Annotated in this window: 21 protein-coding genes; 16 read left to right on the top strand and 5 right to left on the bottom strand. The window is 69.7% G+C overall.

Annotation, left to right across the window (positions count from 1 at the left end):
* Positions 1–91: 91 nt before the first annotated feature.
* Genes leuC through IFU11_RS03220 form a run of 6 tightly spaced genes read left to right on the top strand, consistent with a single transcriptional unit; the run spans position 92 to position 6,444 of the window.
* Entirely contained in the window at positions 92–1,588 is a 1,497-nt protein-coding gene (gene leuC / locus IFU11_RS03245) for a 3-isopropylmalate dehydratase large subunit (RefSeq protein WP_085510608.1), read from the top strand.
* The gene (gene leuD / locus IFU11_RS03240; protein ID WP_191940860.1) at positions 1,588–2,184 is read left to right on the top strand and encodes a 3-isopropylmalate dehydratase small subunit; all 597 of its coding nucleotides are present in this window, start codon (positions 1,588–1,590) and stop codon (positions 2,182–2,184) included. The genes leuC and leuD overlap by 1 nt, the downstream gene beginning before the upstream one ends.
* Before the next feature lie 19 nt (positions 2,185–2,203).
* The gene (gene murA, locus IFU11_RS03235) at positions 2,204–3,574 is read left to right on the top strand and encodes a UDP-N-acetylglucosamine 1-carboxyvinyltransferase (protein ID WP_064296294.1); all 1,371 of its coding nucleotides are present in this window, start codon (positions 2,204–2,206) and stop codon (positions 3,572–3,574) included.
* Between the two features lie 6 nt (positions 3,575–3,580).
* Entirely contained in the window at positions 3,581–4,321 is a 741-nt protein-coding gene (locus IFU11_RS03230; protein WP_191940861.1) for a lysophospholipid acyltransferase family protein, read from the top strand.
* Positions 4,322–4,358: 37 nt separating this feature from the next.
* Positions 4,359–5,450 carry an NAD(P)H-dependent glycerol-3-phosphate dehydrogenase gene (locus IFU11_RS03225; RefSeq protein WP_229938610.1) on the top strand — a complete coding sequence of 364 codons (1,092 nt, stop codon included), beginning with the start codon at positions 4,359–4,361 and terminating at the stop codon, positions 5,448–5,450.
* On the top strand, positions 5,353–6,444 hold the full coding sequence (locus IFU11_RS03220) for a D-alanine--D-alanine ligase family protein (RefSeq protein ID WP_192018143.1): 1,092 nt from the start codon (positions 5,353–5,355) through the stop codon (positions 6,442–6,444). Before IFU11_RS03225 ends, IFU11_RS03220 begins: the two co-directional genes overlap by 98 nt.
* Positions 6,445–6,464: 20 nt before the next feature.
* On the opposite strand, the gene IFU11_RS03215 is transcribed toward IFU11_RS03220, so the two are convergent.
* Entirely contained in the window at positions 6,465–6,956 is a 492-nt protein-coding gene (locus IFU11_RS03215) for a DUF3515 family protein (RefSeq protein WP_192018142.1), read from the bottom strand.
* A gap of 25 nt (positions 6,957–6,981) precedes the next feature.
* On the opposite strand from IFU11_RS03215, the gene thiL reads away from it, so the two are divergent.
* A complete protein-coding gene (thiL, locus tag IFU11_RS03210; protein ID WP_192018141.1) occupies positions 6,982–7,998 on the top strand; it encodes a thiamine-phosphate kinase in 1,017 nt (338 codons plus the stop codon).
* Between the two features lie 64 nt (positions 7,999–8,062).
* Here thiL and IFU11_RS03205 read toward each other — a convergent pair whose 3' ends face one another.
* Complete coding sequence (locus IFU11_RS03205) at positions 8,063–8,635, bottom strand: RsmD family RNA methyltransferase (protein WP_192018140.1); 573 nt, start codon at positions 8,633–8,635, stop codon at positions 8,063–8,065.
* A gap of 71 nt (positions 8,636–8,706) precedes the next feature.
* Between IFU11_RS03205 and IFU11_RS03200 the strand changes: the two genes are divergently transcribed.
* From IFU11_RS03200 to mutM, 6 genes are all read left to right on the top strand, one after another.
* The gene (locus tag IFU11_RS03200; RefSeq protein ID WP_192018139.1) at positions 8,707–10,875 is read left to right on the top strand and encodes an ATP-dependent DNA helicase RecG; all 2,169 of its coding nucleotides are present in this window, start codon (positions 8,707–8,709) and stop codon (positions 10,873–10,875) included.
* Between the two features lie 19 nt (positions 10,876–10,894).
* The gene (coaD, locus tag IFU11_RS03195) at positions 10,895–11,377 is read left to right on the top strand and encodes a pantetheine-phosphate adenylyltransferase (RefSeq protein ID WP_064296302.1); all 483 of its coding nucleotides are present in this window, start codon (positions 10,895–10,897) and stop codon (positions 11,375–11,377) included.
* A gap of 111 nt (positions 11,378–11,488) precedes the next feature.
* A complete protein-coding gene (locus tag IFU11_RS03190; protein WP_192018363.1) occupies positions 11,489–12,001 on the top strand; it encodes a YceD family protein in 513 nt (170 codons plus the stop codon).
* Between the two features lie 3 nt (positions 12,002–12,004).
* Positions 12,005–12,214 (top strand): 50S ribosomal protein L32, encoded by a 210-nt coding sequence (gene rpmF / locus IFU11_RS03185; protein WP_056006932.1) that lies wholly within the window; start codon positions 12,005–12,007, stop codon positions 12,212–12,214.
* 91 nt (positions 12,215–12,305) lie between these two features.
* On the top strand, positions 12,306–12,983 hold the full coding sequence (rnc, locus tag IFU11_RS03180) for a ribonuclease III (protein WP_086473824.1): 678 nt from the start codon (positions 12,306–12,308) through the stop codon (positions 12,981–12,983).
* A complete protein-coding gene (mutM, locus tag IFU11_RS03175) occupies positions 12,967–13,857 on the top strand; it encodes a bifunctional DNA-formamidopyrimidine glycosylase/DNA-(apurinic or apyrimidinic site) lyase (RefSeq protein ID WP_191940866.1) in 891 nt (296 codons plus the stop codon). The genes rnc and mutM overlap by 17 nt, the downstream gene beginning before the upstream one ends.
* Before the next feature lie 3 nt (positions 13,858–13,860).
* Here the strand turns inward: mutM and IFU11_RS03170 are convergent, their stop codons facing one another.
* Positions 13,861–14,943, bottom strand: a complete 1,083-nt coding sequence (locus tag IFU11_RS03170; protein WP_192018138.1) for a GNAT family N-acetyltransferase — start codon at positions 14,941–14,943, stop codon at positions 13,861–13,863.
* 149 nt (positions 14,944–15,092) lie between these two features.
* Between IFU11_RS03170 and IFU11_RS03165 the strand changes: the two genes are divergently transcribed.
* From IFU11_RS03165 to IFU11_RS03155, 3 genes are read left to right on the top strand one after another with little or no spacing between them, the layout of a single operon-like run.
* Positions 15,093–18,764 (top strand): AAA family ATPase, encoded by a 3,672-nt coding sequence (locus IFU11_RS03165; protein ID WP_192018137.1) that lies wholly within the window; start codon positions 15,093–15,095, stop codon positions 18,762–18,764.
* Between the two features lie 54 nt (positions 18,765–18,818).
* On the top strand, positions 18,819–19,697 hold the full coding sequence (gene ftsY, locus IFU11_RS03160; protein WP_064296361.1) for a signal recognition particle-docking protein FtsY: 879 nt from the start codon (positions 18,819–18,821) through the stop codon (positions 19,695–19,697).
* A complete protein-coding gene (locus IFU11_RS03155) occupies positions 19,697–20,197 on the top strand; it encodes a DUF2004 domain-containing protein (protein ID WP_192005129.1) in 501 nt (166 codons plus the stop codon). Before ftsY ends, IFU11_RS03155 begins: the two co-directional genes overlap by 1 nt.
* Positions 20,198–20,221: 24 nt before the next feature.
* Here IFU11_RS03155 and lipA read toward each other — a convergent pair whose 3' ends face one another.
* Positions 20,222–21,238 carry a lipoyl synthase gene (gene lipA, locus IFU11_RS03150; RefSeq protein ID WP_192018136.1) on the bottom strand — a complete coding sequence of 339 codons (1,017 nt, stop codon included), beginning with the start codon at positions 21,236–21,238 and terminating at the stop codon, positions 20,222–20,224.
* Complete coding sequence (lipB, locus tag IFU11_RS03145; RefSeq protein ID WP_192018135.1) at positions 21,235–21,909, bottom strand: lipoyl(octanoyl) transferase LipB; 675 nt, start codon at positions 21,907–21,909, stop codon at positions 21,235–21,237. Before lipB ends, lipA begins: the two co-directional genes overlap by 4 nt.
* Between the last annotated feature and the right edge of the window lie 31 nt (positions 21,910–21,940).

Below are 21,940 nucleotides of genomic sequence, written 5' to 3'. Positions count from 1 at the left end.
CTTCCCAGCCGCGACGAGGCCTAGATCCAGGCTCCCTCGTCGCGGAGGTCGCTGACGCCTGACCACTCATCGTTTGAAGGAATTCCACGACATGTCGCAGCTGAACGCCGATCCGTCCGTCCCGAGCATTCCCGAGCACCCGCGCACGCTCGCCGAGAAGGTCTGGGACGACCACCTCGTCGTCAAGGGTGAGGACGGCACGCCCGACCTCATCTACATCGACCTGCACCTCGTCCACGAGGTGACGAGCCCGCAGGCCTTCGACGGTCTCCGCCTGGCCGACCGGCCGCTGCGTCGCGTCGACCTCACGATCGCGACCGAGGACCACAACACCCCGACGCTCGCGATCGACAAGCCGATCGCCGACCTCACCAGCCGCACGCAGATCGAGACCCTCCGTCGCAACGCCGCGGAGTTCGGGGTGCGGATCCACTCCCTCGGCGACCTCGATCAGGGGATCGTGCACGTCGTCGGGCCGCAGCTCGGCCTCACGATGCCCGGGATCACGGTGGTCTGCGGCGACTCGCACACCTCGACCCACGGCGCCTTCGGGGCCATGGCCTTCGGCATCGGCACCAGCGAGGTCGAGCACGTCATGGCCACGCAGACGCTGCCGCTGAAGCCGTTCAAGACCATGGCGATCACCGTCGAAGGCACGTTGCGGCCGGGCGTGACCGCGAAGGACATCATCCTCGCCGTCATCGCGAAGATCGGCACCGGCGGCGGGCAGGGCTACGTCCTCGAATACCGCGGCTCGGCGATCCGTGCGCTCTCCATGGAGGGCCGCATGACGATCTGCAACATGTCGATCGAGGCCGGTGCCCGTGCCGGCATGGTCGCCCCGGACCAGATCACCTACGACTACCTGCAGGGCCGCCCGCACGCTCCGACCGGAGCCGACTGGGACGAAGCCGTCGCCTACTGGGACACCCTCGCGACCGATGAAGGCGCCGCCTTCGACGCCGAGGTCTTCCTCGACGCCGACGCGCTGGAACCCTTCGTCACCTGGGGCACCAACCCGGGCCAGGGCGTCTCGCTCAGCGAGAACGTTCCCGACCCCGCGGCCATCGCCGACCCGAACGAGCGCTCCGCCGCCGAGCGCGCGCTGGAGTACATGGCACTCGAAGCCGGTACCCCGATGAAGGAGATCCCGGTGGACGCGGTCTTCATGGGCTCCTGCACGAACAGCCGGATCGAAGACCTGCGGGCGTTCGCATCCGTCATCGAGGGCCGCACGAAGGCCGAGGGTGTGCGAGTGATGGTGGTCCCGGGTTCCGCCCGGGTTCGGATCGAGGCGGAGGCCGAGGGGCTCGACAAGATCATCACCGACTTCGGTGCGGAGTGGCGGTTCGCCGGATGCTCCATGTGCCTCGGGATGAACCCCGATCAGCTCGCTCCGGGGGAGCGCTGCGCCTCGACGTCGAACCGCAACTTCGAGGGTCGCCAGGGCAAGGGCGGCCGCACGCACCTCGTCTCACCGCTCGTCGCCGCGGCGACCGCCATCCGAGGCACGCTCTCCAGCCCGGCCGATCTCGAGGTCGAGCCCGGCAGACACGCGGCCACCGAGCAGGAAGGCGTGCACGCCTGATGGACAAGTTCACGACCGTCACCGGCGTCGCCGCTCCGATGCGGCGCTCCAACGTCGACACCGATCAGATCATCCCCGCCGTCTACCTGAAGCGCGTCACGAAGACGGGCTTCGAGGACGCACTCTTCGCCGGATGGCGCCAGGACCCCGACTTCATCCTGAACCAGCCGGCCTACCAGGGCGCGAGCATCCTCGTCGCCGGGCACGACTTCGGCACCGGCTCGTCGCGTGAGCACGCCGTGTGGGCCTTGCGCGACTTCGGGTTCAAGGTCGTCGTGTCGTCCCGCTTCGGCGACATCTTCCGCGGCAACTCCGGGAAGCAGGGCCTCCTGGCCGCCCAGGTCACGGAGGAAGAGCTCGAGCAGCTCTGGGCTGCGATCGAAGCCGCTCCCGGCTCCGATTCCGTCGTCGACCTCATCACCCGCACCATCACGGTCGGCGATCTCACGGTTTCGTTCCAGGTCGACGATTACACTCGGTGGCGGCTCATCGAAGGACTCGATGACATCGGGCTGACGCTCCGTAGCGAAGAGCAGATCACCGCGTTCGAGGCCCGGCGGCCGAACTGGCTGCCCCGCACCATTCCCGTCAAGTAGCAAGGCAGTAGGTACCGGTTTGAATTCACTCGTCCAGGCGTCACAGGCGGCAGGCTCGTCGGTCGGACTCGATGTCGACCGCATCACGATCAACGGCGGTATCCCGCTCAGAGGCCGGATCGAGGTCAAGGGTGCCAAGAACCTCGTGACCAAGGCGATGGTGGCCTCGCTGCTCGGCGAGAACGTCAGCGTCCTGCGCAACGTGCCGAACATCAGCGACGTCCGGGTGGTCCGCTCCCTGCTCGAGATCCACGGCGTGGACGTGACGGAGGGCGAGAACCCGAACGAGCTCCGCCTCGACCCGACCAACGTCGAGTCCGCGCACATGGAGGAGATCGACGCACACGCCGGCTTCTCCCGGATCCCGATCCTGTTCTGCGGGCCGCTGCTCCACCGCCTCGGGGCGGCGTTCATCCCCGACCTCGGAGGCTGCCGCATCGGCGACCGCCCCATCGACTTCCACCTCGACGCGCTCCGCAAGTTCGGCGCGGTCGTGGAGAAGCTCCCGCAGGGCATCCGTCTCTCGGCACCGAACGGTCTCCACGGGACGACGGTGCATCTGCCGTACCCGAGCGTCGGCGCCACGGAGCAGGTCCTGCTCACGGCGGTCCGTGCCAAGGGCACCACGGAGCTCAAGGGTGCGGCGATCGAGCCGGAGATCATGGATCTCATCGCCGTCCTCCAGAAGATGGGCGCGATCATCTCCTACGAGCCGAACCGCGTGATCCTCATCGAGGGCGTGGACAAGCTCGAGGGGTACGACCACACGGCCATCGGCGACCGCAACGAGGCAGCGAGCTGGGCGTCGGCCGCGCTCGCGACCGACGGCGACGTCTTCGTCGGCGGCGCGAAGCAGCAGGACATGATGACGTTCCTCAACATCTTCCGCAAGGCCGGTGGCGGGTTCGACATCACCGACGACGGCATCCGGTTCTACCGCAAGGAGGAGCTGAAGCCCGTGGTCATCGAGACCGACGTGCACCCCGGCTTCATGACGGACTGGCAGCAGCCTCTCATCGTCGCGCTGACGCAGGCGACGGGCGAGTCGATCGTCCACGAGACCGTCTACGAGAACCGCTTCGGCTTCACGGACGCGCTCAACACCATGGGCGCGAACATCGTCGTGCACCCCAACGGGCTGTCGGGTACGCCTCGTCGGGTGCCGCGGCGCAACCTCGAGCAGGCCGCCGTGATCAACGGACCGACTCCGTTGCACGGTGCCGACATCGAGGTACCCGACCTCCGCGGTGGCTTCAGCCACCTCATCGCGGCGCTCACCGCCGAGGGCAAGTCGACGGTCAGCAACGTCGGCATCATCAGCCGTGGGTACGAGAACTTCATCGTGAAGCTCCAGCAGCTCGGTGCTGACTTCGTCCTCGAAACGAAGTAGTCCGCCGTGGGGGTGGAACGGTCGAGGCCGTCGATCTACTGGTTGCTGTCGTCGATCGCGATCCCGCCGTTCAGTGCTCTCGTCAAGCTCCGCGTCCGGCACGGCGAACGCCTGCCGCAGGAGGGGCCGTTCATCCTGTCGCCCAACCACGACAGCGAGTTCGACCCGCTGATCATGGGCGTGGCCGTCTGGCGGCTCGGGCGACAGCCCCGCTTCATGGCGAAGGGCAGTCTGTTCAAGGTCCCGGTGGTCGGGTGGTTGTTGCGGAAGTCCGGCCAGATCCCCGTCGAGCGCGAGGGTTCCGCCCGCGGGATGGACCCGGTCAGCGCTGCAGCACACCTGACCGAACGCGGTCAGGGCGTCGTCGTATACCCCGAGGGTTCGCTCACCCGTGATCCGGGCCTGTGGCCGATGCGCGGGCGCACCGGCGCGGTCCGGATCGCCCTCACGCACGGCCTGCCGATCATCCCCGCGGCGCACTGGGGCACGCAGGAGGTCATGCCCCGGTACGGCAAGCTGCGGGTGTTCCCCTTGCGGAAGCGCGTCGAGGTCGCCATCGGCGAGCCGGTGGACCTCTCGGCCTTCGCCGGGCGGCAGCTAGACTCGAAGACGCTGAACGAGGCGACCGAGGTCGTCATGCAGGCCATCACCGCCCTCTGCGAGGAACTGCGCGGTGCCCAAGCTCCCACGGAGCGTTGGGATCCCTCGAAACACCAGCAGAAGGAGACAGGCCGCTTTGAGTCCTAGGAACGTTCCGCAACCACCGGCCGCCACGAGGGTCGCCGTGCTCGGAGCGGGCAGCTGGGGCACGACGTTCGGCAAGATCCTCGCAGACGGTGGCTCCGACGTGGTCATGTGGGCCAGACGGCCCGAGCTCGCCCGCGAGATCACCGAGGCCAAGCGCAACAGCGACTACCTGCCCGGGATCAATCTGCCGATGCGGATGACGGCGACCGCGAGCATGGTCGACGCCGTGCGCGGTGCCTCGGTCGTGTTCCTGTCCGTCCCGAGCCAGTCCCTGCGCGACAACCTCATCGCGCTCCGCCCGCACCTCGAGGACGGCACCATCGTCGTCTCGCTCATGAAGGGCGTCGAGCGTCGCAGCGGATCCCGGATGAGCGAGGTCATCCGCGAGACCCTCGACATCGACCCGTCACGCATCGCCGTCGCCTCGGGCCCCAACCTCGCGCTCGAGATCGCCCGCGAGCAGCCGACGGCCGCCGTGATCTCCTCGGAGAGCCTCGAGACGGCGCAGACGGTCGCGCTCCTCGCGCGCAACCGGTACTTCCGCAGTTTCGTGAACACCGACGTCATCGGCACCGAGTTCGGCGGTGTGCTCAAGAACCTCATCGCCGTCGCGATCGGCATCGTCGACGGCGTCGGCTACGGCGAGAACACGAAGGCCTCCATCATCACGCGCGGGTTGGTCGAGATGACCGACTTCGCGGTGGCCCACGGCGCGCAGCCGGAGACCCTCTCGGGCCTGGCCGGGCTCGGCGACCTCATCGCGACCTGCCAGTCGCCGCTGTCCCGCAACAACACGGCGGGGCGTCTTCTCGGCCAGGGGTATCAGTTCGACGACGTCGTCAAACAGATGCAGCAGACCGCGGAGGGGCTCGCGTCCGTGGCGCCGGTGCTCGAGCTGGCCAAGGCGAAGGGGGTCGCGATGCCCATCGTCGAACAGGTCAAGCAGGTGCTCGACGGCACGCTCGACCCGAAGGACATCGCACCGCACCTCACGACCGACGACGACGAACCCCAGGGGGAGAGAAGCAACGATGACGCACAAGACCGGAGTGGTGGTGCTCTTTGGAGGCCGTTCAAGCGAGCACTCGATCAGCTGCGCAACGGCGGGCGGCGTCCTCGCCGCGATTGACCGCGAACGGTACGACGTCTACCCGGTCGGGATCGCCCACGACGGCTCGTACGTCCTCGAGGTCGACGACCCGAGCCGGTACGCGCTCGACCCCGCGCACTTGCCGGAGGTCGACCCCTCGCGGCCGGCCGTGCGCTGGCCTGAGCGCATCGGCAGCCGTGAGCTGACCGTCGTCGGGGAGGACGGCGTCCCGTTCACCCTCGGCCCCATCGACATCGTCTTCCCGATCCTCCACGGTCGGTTCGGCGAGGACGGCACCGTGCAGGGCATGCTCGAGCTCGTCGACCTCCCGTACGTCGGCTCCGGCGTCCTCGCGTCCTCCCTCGGCATGGACAAGCACTTCACGAAGACGGTGCTCCAGGCCGCCGGGATCGCCGTCGCCCCGTGGGTGCGGTTCACCGCCCACGACTGGGCCACGGCACCCGAGGAGGTGCTCGCGTCGCTCGGATCGCTCGGGTCACCGGCGTTCGTGAAGCCGGCGCGAGCCGGTTCGAGCGTCGGCGTGTCGAAGGTGTCGACGCCGGACGCGTTCCGTGCGGCGATCGAACTGGCCCTCGCCGAGGACTCGACCGTGCTCGTCGAGACCGGTCTGGTGGGCCGCGAGGTCGAATGTGCGGTCCTCGAGTCCCTCCCCGGCGAGCCACCTCGGGTCTCGGTGGCCGGCGAGGTCGTCGTGACCGGACGCGACTTCTACGATTTCGAGGCGAAATACCTCGACGCCCCCGGTATCGAGCTCGTCTGCCCCGCCGATCTTCGTCCCGAGCAGTTGTCGGAGATGCAGGACCTTTCTCGTCGGGCGTTCGAGGCGTTGGGCTGCGCGGGGCTCGCCCGGGTCGACTTCTTCCTGACCGCGGACGGCTTCGTCGTCAACGAGGTCAACACCATGCCGGGGTTCACCCCGATCTCGATGTTCCCGAGCTGCTGGTTGGCCTCGGGGCTCAGCTACCCCGAGCTCATCACCGAGCTGATCGAGGTCGCGCGCGCCCGCTCCTGAACGCAGCGGCGCCGGAACGGTCAGCCGTCGGTGGGGATCGGGACGTCGGCGTCGCCGAGTGCGGTGCACTTCCCGGTGACCGGGAGCACGGACACGGCAGGCGCCAGATCGGCCAGGACGGTGCTGCTGGCGACGGCGTCGCCGTCGAGCACGATCTCGACCGCGGGCGTGCGCCCGAAGGTGGTGAACCGGTAGTTCGGCGCGTCGGCGTCGTCGATGATCCAGTCGACGCCGTTCACCGACTGGCACTGCTGCGTGGTCGGGCCGGGGATCGCGACGCCGCAGTGCAGGAGGACCGTCGCGGGATCGCCCCAGGCGCCGGTGGCCTGGGCGTCGGTCCCTCGCTCGGGCAGCTCGGCGACGACGTCGGGCAGACGCACCGTGACCTCCGCGCACTGCGGGTTGTTCGCATCGGCGGCGGGTTCGAGCGCGACGGCGGGCGCGCAGCCGGCGAGGGCCAGGGTTGCGGCTGCGGCGAGGGCGGTGGCGAGGAGCACACGAATCGGGGACATCGCCCACCAGGCTACCGTTGATCCCATGAACGAGTCTGGGAGCGCGTCCGACGATCACGGAACCGTAGGGCCCTGTGTCGGGGACCTCGCCGAGGGTGAGCTGCTCGAGCGCATCTTCCCTCGCCTGCCGCACGCCGACGCCGAACTCCTCGGGCCGGGTGACGATGCCGCGGTCGTCCTGGCGCCGGACGGTCGGTTCGTCGTCACGACGGACACGATGATCCATGGGCCGGACTTCCGGCTGGCATGGTCGAGCGCCCACGACCTGGGGTGGAAGGCTGCGGCCAGCAACCTGGCGGACGTCGCGGCGATGGGGGCGCGTCCGACGGCACTCGTCGTCGCACTCGCCATGCCCAAGCACCTGCCGGTCGCCGTGCTCGACGGGTTCGCAGACGGACTGCGCGACGCCTGTGCCGAGCTCGCGCCCGGCTGCGGTGTCGTCGGAGGCGATCTGGCCGTGTCCGACGTCTTCATGATCGCGGTGACAGCGTTCGGCGACCTCGAGGGTCGTGCCCCCGTCCGACGCGACGGAGCGCGACCCGGCGATGTGGTCGCGGTCGCGGGGGAGTTGGGTTCGGCTGCGGCAGGCCTGCGACTCCTCTTCTCACGCGGGGTCGACGCCGACGGCGTGCCCTCGGTCGAGGCAGCGGCCGGCCTGCGACGCGATCACCGGGTCGAGGTGGAGGCACAACTCGCGCCACGGCCACCGATCGCCGCCGGTGTCGTCGCCGCCGTCGCCGGTGCCACGGCGATGCTCGACCTGTCGGACGGGCTCGCGCTCGACGCCGGTCGCCTCGCGCGGGCGAGTGGGGTCGCGATCGACCTCCGGGCCGAGGACCTGGGTGCCGACGTGGCGCTCGCCCTCGCCGGCGGCGAGGACCACTCCCTCCTGGCGACGTTCCCGGCCGCCACCACGATCCCCACCGGCTTCCGGACCATCGGCACGGCCCGGACCGGTGCCGGAGTCCTCGTCGACGGTCTGGCCTACGACGGTCGCGCCGGTTGGGACCCCTACCGCGACTGGGACGACGCGTCCGGTTGAGCGGTGTTCCCGGCCGTTGTGGCGCGAGGACCGTGCGGTGACGCGGTGACCGTGACGCGCTGACTCAGACCGGCGTGATCCACCAGACGACGGTCTCGCCGTAGGTGCTCTTCCGCAGGACCTCGAGCGCTGGGGGAAGGGTCGGTTCGGGCGAGCGTGAGCTCCGCTCGACGAGCACGAGCCCGTCGTCGGTGACCAGACCGACGAGCGCGGCGAGGTTGGCCGTGAGCTCCGCCTCGGGGAGGTCGTACGGGGGATCGATGAAGACGAGGTCGGACGGGACCGTCGCCCCGGACAGGTAGGCGCCGACCGACTTGGCGTGCACCGTGATGCGTGGTGCCGCACCGCGAGGTGCTGCCGAGGTCACGATCTTCGCGTTGTCGCGACACAGCTTCGCCGCCTCCGACCCTCGGTCGACGAGGGTGACGACCGCGGCACCCCGGCTGGCACACTCGAGTCCCAGCGACCCCGACCCTGCGTACAGGTCGAGCACCTCGGCTCCGGCGAGCACGTCGCGGGCCTCCAACGCGGAGAAGAGTGCCTCGCGGACGCGATCGCTCGTCGGTCGTGTCCCGCTGCCCGGGACCCGGATCGTGCGTGATCCGGCGAAACCCGAGATGATCCTGATGCCGGCCATGGTCCCATCCTCGCAGGCTGCGCGAAGCCGGGCGAACCGCCGTGTCCGAGGTCCCGAATAGAATCGACGGCATGACGGGGATCGAGCTGGGCACGAAGCTCGGCGGTGTCCTCGGCGGACGGACCGCGACGGCACTCCAGAAGGCGTTCGGCGTCGAGACCGTCGGCGACCTCCTGGAGCACTACCCGCGTCGCTACGCGAAGCGCGGCGAGCTGACGGTCATCGGCCTGCTGCCGCTCGGCGAGGACGTGACGATCGTCGCCGACGTCCTCGAGGTCCGCGACCGCCAGATGAAGCAACGCAAGGGTTCCATCCTCGAGGTCGTCATCTCCGACGGTCAGGGTCGGCTCAACCTCACCTTCTTCAACCAGCCCTGGCGCGCGAACGAACTCCGGCCGGGACTCCGCGGCATCTTCGCAGGCAAGGTCGGCGACTACCGCGGCAGTTATCAGCTCGCCCACCCGCAGTACCAGATCTTCCCCGACGACGCTGAAGCCCCGGCGCTCGCCGACGCCCAGGCGAAGGCGTGGTCGGAGGCGCCCATCCCGATCTACCCGGCGACGAGCACGATCACGAGCTGGAACCTCAGACAATCCGTCGAGCTGGTTCTGGACGCCCTGCCGCCGCAGGAGGACCCCGTCCCGCGGTCGGTCCGGGCGGCGAGGGGTGAGCTCTCCTTCGACGCCGCGATCCGTGCCGTCCACCGCCCGACGGTCGACCGCGACTGGCAGCGCGGTCGCCGCAGCCTGCGGTACCAGGAGGCGTACCTCCTCCAGACGGCCCTGCTCCAGCAGCGTGCGGCCACCCGTGCGCTGGCGGCCGAACCCCGCGTGCCGAAAGCCGGCGGCTACCTCGAGCGCCTCGATGCCGCGCTCCCGTTCGAGCTGACCGGCGACCAGCAGACGGTCGGCACGGAGATCGCGGCCGACCTCGCGCAGCCCAATCCGATGAACCGGCTCGTCCAGGGCGAGGTCAGTTCGGGCAAGACGCTCGTCGCCCTCCGGGCCATGGCGGCCGTCGCCGACAGCGGGGGACAGTCGGTGCTCCTGGCGCCCACCGAGGTCCTCGCGGCGCAGCACCTGCGGTCGATCGTCCGTTCGCTCGGCCCCGACCTCTCGGCCGAGCTCATGCCGACGCTGCTCACCGGCCAGCTGCCGACGTCCGATCGCAAACGCGCGCTGCTGCGGATCGTCGCAGGCCAGGCGCGGATCGTGATCGGGACGCACGCGCTGCTGGGTGACGCCGTGACCTTCGCCGATCTGGGGATGGTCGTCGTCGACGAACAGCACCGCTTCGGCGTGGAGCAGCGCGACCAGCTCCGTCAGAAGGGACGCACACCGCCGCACGTCCTCGTGCTGACCGCGACGCCGATCCCACGGACCGTGGCCATGACCGTCTTCGGCGACCTCGACGTCAGCATCATCAAGGAGCTGCCACGCGGGCGGCAGGGGATCGAGAGCTTCGTGGTCGCCCTGGCCGATCACCCGCGGTGGATCTCCCGCGTCTGGGAACGCCTCGCCGAGGAACTCGCGCAGGGACGGCAGGGGTTCGTGGTGTGCCCGGCGATCGACGCCAAGGAGGTCGAGCCCGGTGAGGCGCTCGAGGAGGACGCCGACCCGGCGCGCCCGATCGCGTCCGTGCTCACCACGGTGGAGCAGCTGCGTACCCACCCACTGCTCGCGTCACGACGCATCGACGTCCTCCACGGCCGGATGAGCGCGGAGGAGAAGGACCGGACGATGCGGGCCTTCGCCGCCGGTGAGATCGACGTGCTCGTGGCGACGACGGTCATCGAGGTGGGCGTCGACGTCCCCAACGCCTCGACGATGGTCGTGCTCGACGCGGAGCGCTTCGGGGTGTCGCAGCTCCACCAGCTCCGCGGACGCGTCGGCCGAGGCGGCGTCCCGGGTCTGTGTCTGCTCGTCACCGCGGCGGAGGCGGAGAGCACCGCACGCGAGCGCGTCGACGCGGTGGCCGCGACGCTCGACGGCTTCGACCTCGCGCAGGTCGACCTCGAACTGCGGCGCGAGGGCGACGTCCTCGGCAGCATGCAGTCGGGCGGGCGGTCCTCGCTCAAGCTGCTCCGGGTCGTGCACGACAGCGAGGTCATCATCGAGGCGCGGGCGGATGCCGCCGAGCTCCTCGACACCGATCCCGACCTCGCCGACCACCCGGTGCTGGCCGAAGCGCTCCGCCGGCGCCTCGACGAATCCGACCGCGCCGCGCTCGCCAAGAACTGAGCACCGATAGGCTGGCGGCATGAAGCGGATCGCCGTCGTCCCAGGATCGTTCGACCCAGTCACCCTCGGTCACCTGGATGTCATCGAGCGGGCGGCGCGCATCTTCGACGAACTGCACGTGCTGGTCGTGCACAACCCCGACAAGTCCGCGCTACTGCCGATGCCGCAGCGGGTGTCCTTGCTCGAGCGCTCCATCGCGGACGGCGGGTTGCCCGACAACATCGTCGTCGCGCAGTGGAACGTCGGCCTGCTCGTCGACTACTGCACGGACGTCGGCGCGAGCGTGCTCGTGAAGGGCATCCGCTCGCAGGTCGACGTCGCGTACGAGACGCCCATGGCCATCATGAACCGCAGCCTCGCCGGCGTGGAGACGGTCTTCCTCCTGCCTGATCCGGCGCATGCGCACGTCTCGAGTTCACTCGTCCGGCAGGTGGCCGCGCTCGGTGGCGATGTCAGCCCGTACGTCCCGCAGGTGGTGGCGACCTTCCTCCAGGAGGGCTAGGGCGTCCTCCCGGTCGGGTTCGGCGTAGAATCGTCGATCGTGACTAGGAAGAGAACGAACAATTCGCCGTTCAGCGTCAACGTGCGCGATCTGGTGAACCGTCCCGGGGAGATGCGCGAGCACGACCTCGAGGTGGTGCTCGCCGAGCGCTGGGGCGAGGGTCTGGTCGCCGTCCAGGAGGGCACGACGCTCTCCGAGCAGATACGTCTCGAGTCCGTTCACGAGGGGATCCTCGTGACCGTCGACGTCGACGCACTGGCGACCGGCGAGTGCGGACGCTGCCTCCGCGACATCGAACTGCCTGTCGAAGTCGAGATTCAGGAACTTTTCGCGTATCCTGATTCGGAAGCGTCTGACTTCGAGGTTCACGACGACCACGTGGATCTTGAACCTCTGGTCAGAGATGCGGTAGTTCTCGCATTACCGTTTCAGCCGGTGTGCCAGCCGGATTGCCCCGGACTCGACCCCGAGACCGGTGAGCGGCTGGCCGAACGTCCGGAACGACACCCTCACGACGTCGCAGATCCTCGCTGGTCTGCGCTCGCGGGCTTGTCCTCAGACTCCGTACTTGACACAGACGCCAGTAGCGCCCAGCGCGCCGCTGCAGACACAGAAGAGAGATAGATCATGGCTGGAAACCCCCCGAAGCGGAAGGTCTCGCGCTCGAACACCCGCTCGCGTCGCTCGCAGTGGAAGGCCGCCGTGCCGACGCTCGTGAAGACGGTGGAGAACGGCCGCGTCACGTACAGCCTGCCGCACCGCGCCAAGGTCGTCGAGGACTCGCAGGGCACCGCCCTGTACCTCGAGTACAAGGGCCGCAAGGTCGCAGACGTCTGATCCGCGCGTTGAACGTCCGCGTTCGAACAGCGTGAACACGAATCATTCCGACCACACCGGAATCGGCTCCGCATCGGAGACCGATCCCGGTGTGGTCGTTTTCGCACGGCAACTGGGCGTCGACGTCTCGTACGAGCTGCTCGACCTGGCGCTGACGCACCGCTCGTACGCGTACGAGCACGGTGGACTCCCGCACAACGAGCGCCTCGAGTTCCTCGGCGACTCGATCCTCGGGCAGGCCGTCACCGTCATGCTCTACCGCGACTTCCCGCACCTCGACGAAGGGCAGCTGGCGAAGCGACGTGCGAGCCTCGTCTCGACGATCGCGCTCGCTGAGGTCGCACGCTCGATCGGTCTGGGCGAGCGGATCAAGCTCGGCAAGGGCGAGGACCAGACCGGTGGCCGCGACAAGGCGTCCATCCTGGCCGACACGATGGAGGCGGTCATCGGCGCGACGTATCTGTCGGCCGGTCCCGACGCGGCGACGGCACTCGTCCTGCGGCTGGTGAACCCCCTGCTCGAGAACCCTGAGCGGTTCGGTGCGGCGATGGACCCGAAGACGAGCCTCCAGGAGGCCGCCGCGGCCATCGGTGCGCCGGCGCCCGTCTACGAGATCGCCAGCTCCGGCCCCGACCACAACCGACGGTTCGTCGCGACGGTCACCGTGGGCACCGCCGTCACGGCGACGGGCTCCGGCACGAGCAAGAAGCACGCCGAGATGGCCGCGGCCCTGGAAGCCTGGTCGAGGATCAGTGCCGGAACTCCCTGAGGTCGAGGTCGTCCGCGCCGGCTTGGAGCCCGCCGTCAGCGGGGCGACGATCGCCGGCGTCGAGGTCTTCGACGAACGCTCCCTGCGCCGCCACGCGAGTGGTGTCGCCGACTTCACCGCACGGCTGACGGGGCGGACCATCCGATCGGCCGTCCGACGCGGGAAGTTCCTCTGGTTCCCTCTCGACGACGATGAGGCGATCGTCGGTCACCTGGGCATGAGCGGGCAGATGCTGCTCCGGTCACCTGGCGATGACGCCGACCGACTCCTGCGCATCCGCTTGCAGTTGGAGCATCCCGAGCACGGCGAGCTCTGGCTGCACTTCGTGGACCAGCGGATCTTCGGCTCCATGGCAGTGACCGCGCTCGTCCCGACGACGGACGGAGCCGCAGGTGGGTTCGGCGACGAGGTCGCGATGGTGCCCGACCAGGTCGCTCACATCGCCCGCGACCCGATGGACCCGGCCTTCGACGACGCCGTCTTCCTCCGACGACTGCGCGAGAAACGCACCGGTGTGAAGCGGGCGCTCCTCGATCAGACCCTGGTCAGCGGGATCGGCAACATCTACGCGGACGAGTCGCTCTGGGCGGCGCGCATCCACCCCGAGCAGGAGACCGCCCGTCTCGGGCTCGGACGCGCCGGCCGGCTGCTCGAAGAGGTCCGCTCCGTGCTCGCCAAGGCCCTCGCCGAGGGCGGGACGAGCTTCGACGCCCAGTACGTGAACGTCAACGGTCAGGCGGGGTACTTCGCCCACAGCCTGAACGCCTACGGCCGGCAGGGCAAACCGTGCGCGCGCTGCGGCACGCTCATCGTCCGCGAGCAGTTCATGAACCGGGGCTCGCACCGCTGTCCCGTGTGCCAGCGCCGCACCTGACGATCAGTCGCTGCGGGGGAGTCGGCGCTGCCACTCTCCGGAGTAGCCGACGATGCGGAAACCGAGTCGGTCGTTGATCGCGAGCATGTGCGCGTTCTCGTCGGCGTTCCAGGTGTAGATCCGGGACCGCTCGGGTGCCTGATCGGCGAGTGCGAGGAGGTTCGCCGCCTTCATCCAGAGTCCGAGGCCGTGTCCCCGGTGGTCGGCGAGCACGAGCGTGTCCCACTGCTCCGCGTGTTCCTTGCCCTCGCCGAGGACGAGCTCGCTGTACCCGGCGACCGTGCCGCTGTCGCGGTGGACGGCGGCGACGACGATCGCGTGGTCGCCAGACGCCGCCAGCTGGTCCTCGCGGGCGCGGACCCGCTCGGGCGTCCAGACCTCGGGGTCGAGCTCCAGATCGGCGGCCGGGATGTCCGTCGCCATGTGTTCGCGGGCCGTCGCGAGCGAGCCGAGCAGCTCGTCGGGGGTGCGATCCAACCAGTGCACGAGGCGGTACTCGTGCCCGGCTCGGGCGGTCGACGCAGCGACGATGTCCGGCAGCTCCCCGAGCGTCGTGGCGAGGTCGCAGCGGTTGGTCCGCTCGACCTGGGCGAGGGCGTATCCACGATCGAGCATGAACCGGCTGGCCGCGGCGTTCGCGGGGATCGCCCGATCGCCGACGCTCGCACCGAGGAGCGGTTCGCCGGCCGGGATGTCGTCGACGGCGTGCTGGGTGAAGGCGGTCACCGTCGGGCGACCGGCCGCGAGGGCCCGTCGCTCCAGCTCCGACAGGAGCGCTGTGCCGATCCCTTGACGACGCGCGTCGGGGAGGACGCCGACGTCCAGGGAGGCCGTCGCCGCGTCGGCTTCGGTGCCGTACCCGAGCCAGCCGCGACCGACCACACGGCCGTCGAGGACGGCGGCGAGCAGGACGCGTCGCTGGAACCGCTGGTCGCGGTACTCGGGCAGGGTCATGGCGGAGGTCAGAGCGAAGTCGTCGGTGGACCAGATCTCCGCTTCGAGCGTGTTCGCGACCTCCTGGACCGTGTCGAACACGGCTGAGCTCCCGGACGTCGGGATCTCGACCTCGTCGATCGTGACGCGCATCGTCGCCTCCCTCCCACACCAGACCGTCCTGGGTGATGCGGTCCATGGTACGACCGCCCCGGCGGGCCGGCACAGCGTGGTGTCCCTCGTCCGTCCGCGGATTCGCTACCGTAGTGCACAGCATCCGCGACGCGGGAGAGGAGGTGCGCGTGTACCTGAAGAGCCTGACGCTCAAAGGGTTCAAGTCCTTCGCGCACTCCACCACCTTCGCGTTCGAGCAGGGCGTCACCTGCGTCGTGGGTCCCAACGGTTCCGGCAAGTCGAACGTCGTCGACGCGCTCGCCTGGGTGATGGGCGAGCAGGGGGCGAAGACCCTCCGCGGCGGCAAGATGGAGGACGTCATCTTCGCCGGCACGTCGACCAAGGGCCCGCTCGGTCGAGCCGAGGTCACGCTCACCATCGACAACAGCGACGGCGCACTGCCCATCGAGTACACCGAGGTGACGATCAGCCGCACCCTGTTCCGCAACGGCGGGAGCGAATACGCCATCAACGGCGACACGTGCCGGTTGCTCGATGTCCAAGAGCTCCTGAGCGACTCCGGCCTGGGCCGTGAGATGCACGTCATCGTTGGGCAGGGGCAGCTCGACGCGGTGCTGCGGGCGACGCCCGAGGAGCGACGCGGCTTCATCGAGGAGGCGGCCGGCATTCTGAAGCACCGTCGGCGCAAGGAGAAGACGCTCCGGAAGCTCGAGGCGATGCAGACCAACCTCACGCGGTTGAGCGACCTCGCCGGGGAGATCCGCCGGCAGCTGAAGCCGCTCGGTCGTCAGGCGGAGATCGCCCGGGAGGCGCAGACGATCGCCGCGGTCGTCCGCGACGCCCGCGCTCGGATCCTCGCAGACGACGTCGTGGGCCTCCGGCGTTCCCTTGATGAGCACAACCGCTCGGAGAGCGAGCGCCACAGCGAGCGCCTCGTCCTCCAGGAGCAGTTGGAACAGGCGGAACTGCGGATCAACCGGATCGAGCAGGCGCAACTCGGCGACGCGGTCGACGACGCCCGCCGCATCACCTTCGAGCTCGAGAGTGTGCAGGAGCGGCTCCGGAACCTGTACACGCTCGCCAACCAGCGGCTCGCGCTCCTCGGATCATCGACGGACACGACGGCCGCCGAACCCCGGATCACGAAGCAGATGGTCGCCGACGCGACCGCGGAGATCGACGGACTGCGGGTGGCGGTCGCCGACGCGGAGCGCGCGTTGCAGGAGGCGCAGGCGGACACCCGCGCGAAGCATGCCGCACTCGACGCGGTGGACGTCGAGATCGCAGCGCAGAGCGCGCTCGTGTCACGACACGACCTGGAGCTTTCCAAGCTCGCTGGAGCCGTCGACGCCGCCGGGTCCAAACTCGCCGCGGTCCGTGGCGAGGCGTTGCGCCAGCAGAACGCGATCGACGCCGCCGCCCTCCGTCTGGACGCCGCGCGGCTGGAGTACGAGGCGCTCGAGGACGACCCGACCCTGGCGGACGCCGCCGACTCCGGCCTCGACGACGCCTACGAGGCGGCCCAACGCGGCGCGGCGGAGGCCGAGGGGGAGATCGAGGGCCTGCGCGAGCAGCTCCACACCCTCGAACGTGAACGTGATTCGCTCGGCGCCAAGACCAGTGCACTCTCGCGCGCCCTCGACCTCAAGACCGGCTCGGCCGAACTCGCATCGAGCGGTCTCGACGGGATCGACGGGATCGTCGCGGACCGGGTGCAGGTCCGACCCGGCCACGAGTCGGCTGTGGCCGCAGCACTCGGCACGCTCGCGGAGGCCGCCGTCGCCGTCGACCGGCACGCTGCCCGTCGGGCGCTCGATCACGCGGCCGATCAGGATCTCGGCCGGGTCGAGATCGTCATCGCCGACGGTGCGCGAGACGTCCCGGACGCGCCCGCCGGGTTCACCTCGGCTGCCGAGCTGGTGGAGGCCCCTCCTGGCGTGCTGGGGATCCTCGCCTCGGTCCTCGTCGTCGACTCGCTCGACGACGCGATCGCGGCGTACGACCGACTCGGCTCGTCACTCAGCGCGTTCACCCTCGTGACCCGTGACGGGGCGGTCGTCACGGACAGCATCGTCCGCGGGGGGAGCGGCGGAGCGCAGAGCCGCATCGAACTGCTGGCCGAACGCGATGCGGCAGCCGATCGACACGGCGAGGTCGAGTCGCTCATCGAACGGGCGCGCTTCGCACTGGCCGAGCAGCGCACGATCCTGCAGGAGGCGAAGCAGACTGCGCAGGCTGCGCTCAGCGCCCTCCGCGAGTTCGACGCCACCCGTGCCTCACAGGCCGAGCGCGTGAACCGGGTCACGGTCCGATACGAATCCGCCCAGGCCGAACACGACCGCCTGCTCGCCGCTGCCGGGACGGCGGAGGCGGCCGTCGCCGACGCCGCTGCCGCCGTGGAGCGGGCCAAGCTGGACCACGACACCGCTCGCGCGCGTCCACGACCGCTCCTCGACGTGTCGGCACGCGACGGGCTCTCCGCCGAACTTGACGCGGCGCGCGAGGCCGAAGTGCAGCACCGCCTCCTCCTCGAGACCGCGCGCGAACGCGTGCGGGCGGAGGAGCTCGCGGTCGCGAACCTCGAGCGGCAGCGGCAGGCCGACCAGGCGGCAGCTGAGGAAGCGGCTCGGCGTGCCGTCATCCGTGCGCGCCAGGCCGCGGCCGCCACCGCGGTGACGGAGGCGCTCCCGCCCGTCCTCGACTCGGCCGACCGGTCGGCCACCGAGGCCCGCGTCGCCCTCGCGGCAGCCGAGGCGACGCGGTCCAGCCGGAACGCCGAACTCGTGCGACTGCGCGGCGAGGAGCACACGCTCCGGCAGCGGCTGCAGGTCGTCACCGAGAGCGTCCACGGCCTCGAACTCCAGATCTACGAGAAGAAGCTCCACTTGTCCGGTCTGCTCGAGCGCGCCGGGTCGGAGCTGGGACTCGTCGAGGACGTGCTCGTCGCGGAGTACGGGCCTGAGGTTCCGGTGCCCGTCGACCCTCCGACACCCCGCGCGACCGCCCGCTCGGCTGTGCGAACGGCCGACGACACCGGTCCGGAGGTCTCGCCCGAGACGACGACGCCCGACTCGGACGAGGCGCCCGAGGCACTTGCCGACGGACCCGCGACGCCGGACGCCGAGCCGGAGGAGGAACCCACCGAGGAGTCGGACGACGTGCCGACGACGCCCTACGTCCGCGCCGAGCAGCAGAAGCGTCTCGTAGCAGCGGAGCGCACCTACGCCCAACTCGGGCGGGTCAACCCGCTCGCGCTCGAGGAGTTCGCGGCACTCGAACAGCGCCACCGCTTCCTCACCGAACAGCTCGCCGACCTCACCAGCACCCGCGCCGACCTGCTGTCGATCATCGAGGACATCGACGGGAAGATGGAGGTCATCTTCGCCTCGGCGTTCGCCGACACCGAAGCCGCCTTCACCGAGGTGTTCCCGATCCTGTTCCCGGGCGGCACGGGCAGCATCTCGCTCACCGACCCCGAGCACATGCTCACCACGGGTATCGAGGTGTCGGTCAAGCCCGCCGGTAAGAAGATCGAGCGCCTGTCGCTCCTGTCGGGTGGGGAGCGCTCGCTCGCCGCGGTCGCCCTCCTCATCGCCATCTTCAAAGCCCGGCCGAGCCCGTTCTACATCATGGACGAGGTGGAGGCGGCCCTCGATGACGCGAACCTCGGGCGGCTCCTCACCATCTTCGAGGACCTCCGTCAGACGAGCCAGCTCATCGTCATCACGCACCAGAAGCGCACCATGGAGATCGCCGACGCCCTCTACGGCGTCTCGATGCGGCAGGACGGGGTGTCGGCCGTCGTCGGTCAGCGCGTGGCAGCAGAACGCGCGAGCTGATCCGGTCTCGTGCCCACGCGACGGGACCGCGTCGCCGACGGCTACGCTGAGACCATGGCTGCACGCACACCCTGGTCACTCTCCGGTGCCCTCAAAGGCATGTTCCAACGTCCGACGATCGACGAGACCACCTGGGAGGACCTCGAGGATGCGCTCATCGGCGCCGACTTCGGTCCCGACGTCACCGAGTCGATCGTCACGGGCCTGCACGCCTCCGTCGACCGCTACCGCACCACCGACCCGCGCGACCTCCAGCGCATGCTGCGCGAGGAGGTCGAGGAGCGGCTGTCGAAGTTCGACACGACGCTGAAGCTCAGCGAGCGTCCGGCGGTCGTCCTCGTCGTCGGCGTCAACGGGGTCGGCAAGACGACCACCATCGGCAAGTTCGCGAAGTTCCTGCGCAACTACGACCGCACCGTCGTCGTGGGCGCCGCGGACACCTTCCGTGCCGCTGCCGTGGAGCAGCTGGCGACGTGGGCGGAGCGCGCGGGCGCACAGATCGTCCGCCCCCAGCAGCAGGGACAGGACCCGGCGTCCGTCGCCTTCCAGACGATCGAGTACGCCAAGCAGACCGGCACCGAGATCGTCATCATTGACACCGCTGGCCGGTTGCAGACGAAGGGCGGGCTCATGGACGAGCTGTCCAAGATCCGTCGCGTCGTCGAGAAGCAGGCGCCCATCGCCGAGGTCCTCCTCGTCCTCGACGCGACGACCGGTCAGAACGGTCTGTCGCAGGCGCAGGCGTTCATCGAGCACGCCGGGGTGACCGGGCTCGTCCTGACGAAGCTCGACGGCTCCGCGAAGGGCGGGTTCGTCCTCGCCGTGCAGGAGAAGACCGGCATCCCGATCAAGCTCGTCGGTCAGGGTGAGGGCATCGGCGACCTCACCGGCTTCACGCCGCACGTCTTCGCACAGAACCTGGTGGGCAGCTGATGGCGATCGAACACGACTACTTCGGCATCATCGCGACCGAGCCTGGTGGTGGCGTCTACTGGTCCGACAACATCGACGTCGGGGAGCAGTCCGTCTCCATCTCGTTGAGCGCCCCCGACGAGGACGACATCCCGGCCGACGCACTCGACCTGGCGGCGGCGATGATCCTCGCCCTCGAGGGCTTCGACCTGCGCTCGCGTGAGGCGATGCTGAGCGAGGTCGACGACCGCACCTCCGAGGTGACCGAGTACATCATCCAGGCCGTCGAGGAGCTGGGGGAGTCCCTGCCGGACGTCCTGGTCGACGAGTCCGGAGACCGCGACGTCGACGTCATCAGGTCGATGACGCTGCTGAGCGTCGGGTTCGCGCCGCATCAGCACAACGGCGACGAGGCGTTCGCGATCTTCGAGTACTCGCTCGACGCGGACCAGCTCGACGGCGTGCTCATGGTCGCGTACAGCTCCGACGGCGAGGTCACCGGGGTCACGAGCGAGGACTGAGCCCGTCCGGTCGAGGCGTCGGCCTCAGACCGCCTGGGCGAAGCCGAGTGAGGCGTCTGCGAGGTGCTGCAGTCCCTCGGGGACCTCGCGGCCCTTCGCCGTCATCGACTGCGCCCAGAGACGTCCGGCGCGATAGGACGATCTGACGAGCGGTCCCGCGAGCACACCGAGGAACCCGATCTCCTCGGCCTCCTCCTTGATCTCGAGGAACTCCTGCGGCTTGACCCAGCGGTCGACCGGGAGGTGCCGAGGCGTCGGCCGGAGGTACTGGGTGACGGTGATGATGTCGGTGCCGGCCTCGTGCAGATCCTCGAGCGCCTGACTGATCTCGTTCCGGTCCTCGCCCATCCCGAGGATGAGGTTGGACTTCGTGATGAGGCCGGCGGCACGCGCCTGGGTCAGGACGTCGAGGGAGCGCTCGTAGCGGAAGGCGGGCCTGATCCGCTTGAAGATGCGTGGGACCGTCTCGACGTTGTGTGCGAACACCTCCGGACGGGAGGCGAACACCTCGCCGAGGAGGTCGGGGTTGCCGGAGAAGTCGGTCGCGAGGATCTCGACGCCCGTCCCCGGGTTCGTCTCATGGATGCGCCGGACGGTCTCGGCGTGCAGCCACGCCCCCTCGTCGGGGAGGTCGTCGCGCGCCACACCGGTGACGGTCGCGTAGCGCAGGCGCATCCGCTGCACCGAGTCGGCCACCCGCCGTGGCTCGTCGCGGTCGTAGTCGGCCGGCTTGCCCGTGTCGATCTGGCAGAAGTCGCAGCGCCTCGTGCACTGCGACCCGCCGATGAGGAAGGTCGCCTCGCGGTCCTCCCAGCACTCGAAGATGTTCGGGCAGCCGGCTTCCTGGCAGACCGTGTGGAGGCCCTCCTCCTGCACGAGCGCCTGGAGCTGTCGGTACTCGGGTCCCATCGTCGCGCGGGTCTTGATCCAGTCGGGCTTCCGCTCGATGGGGGTCTGGGCGTTCCGGACCTCGAGTCGCAGGAGCTTCCGTCCGCCGGTGTCCGCCGCGGGAGCGGGTGCCGGTGCGCCGCAGCCGCTCACGCGGCCGCTCCGATCGTGGTCACGGACGCGGCCGTCCAACCGGGCCGGAGCGCTTCGAAGATCTCTGAGACGCGCCCGGCGACGTCGCTCGGCGTGATCCGTCGACCGAGCTCGGCGCTGATCGTGGTGACCCCGGCATCGGCGATACCGCACGCGACGATGTGGCCGAAGGGCTCGAGGGAGTTGTCGCAGTTGAGCGCGAAGCCGTGCAGCGTGACCCCCGCCTGCACCCGGACACCGACGGCGCCGATCTTCGCGGCCGGTCCGCCGGCGACGGGGTCGACCCAGACACCCGACCGGCCGTCGACGCGGCGACCGATGACGCCGAGCTCGGTGATCGTCTGCAGCATGACCTCCTCGAGCAGGCGGACGTGCGCGACGACGTCGACCGGCTCCGGGAGGCGGACGATCGGGTAGCCGGTGAGCTGTCCGGGTCCGTGCCAGGTGATGCGGCCGCCGCGGTCGACCTCGACGACCGGTGTGCCGTCGTCGGGACGCTCATGCGGCCGGGTCAGTTTGCCCGCCGTGTACACGGGCTCGTGTTCGCACAGGATGAGGTGCTCCGGCCCCACTCCGCTGACGACCGCCTCATGGACCCGACGCTGCAGCGCCCAACCCTCGCGGTACGGGACGAATGCGGGCGCGAGCCCGGCGATGAGGAGCTGAGTCATGGCCGCCACGATAGCATTGTTGGACGCCGTC

It is taken from the genome of Plantibacter sp. CFBP 8804, from assembly GCF_014841225.1.
In the GTDB taxonomy this organism is placed as follows: Bacteria; Actinomycetota; Actinomycetes; order Actinomycetales; family Microbacteriaceae; genus Plantibacter; species Plantibacter auratus.
The sequence above is the reverse complement of the archived record's forward strand: the minus strand, read 5'-3'. Positions and strand labels throughout refer to the sequence as shown.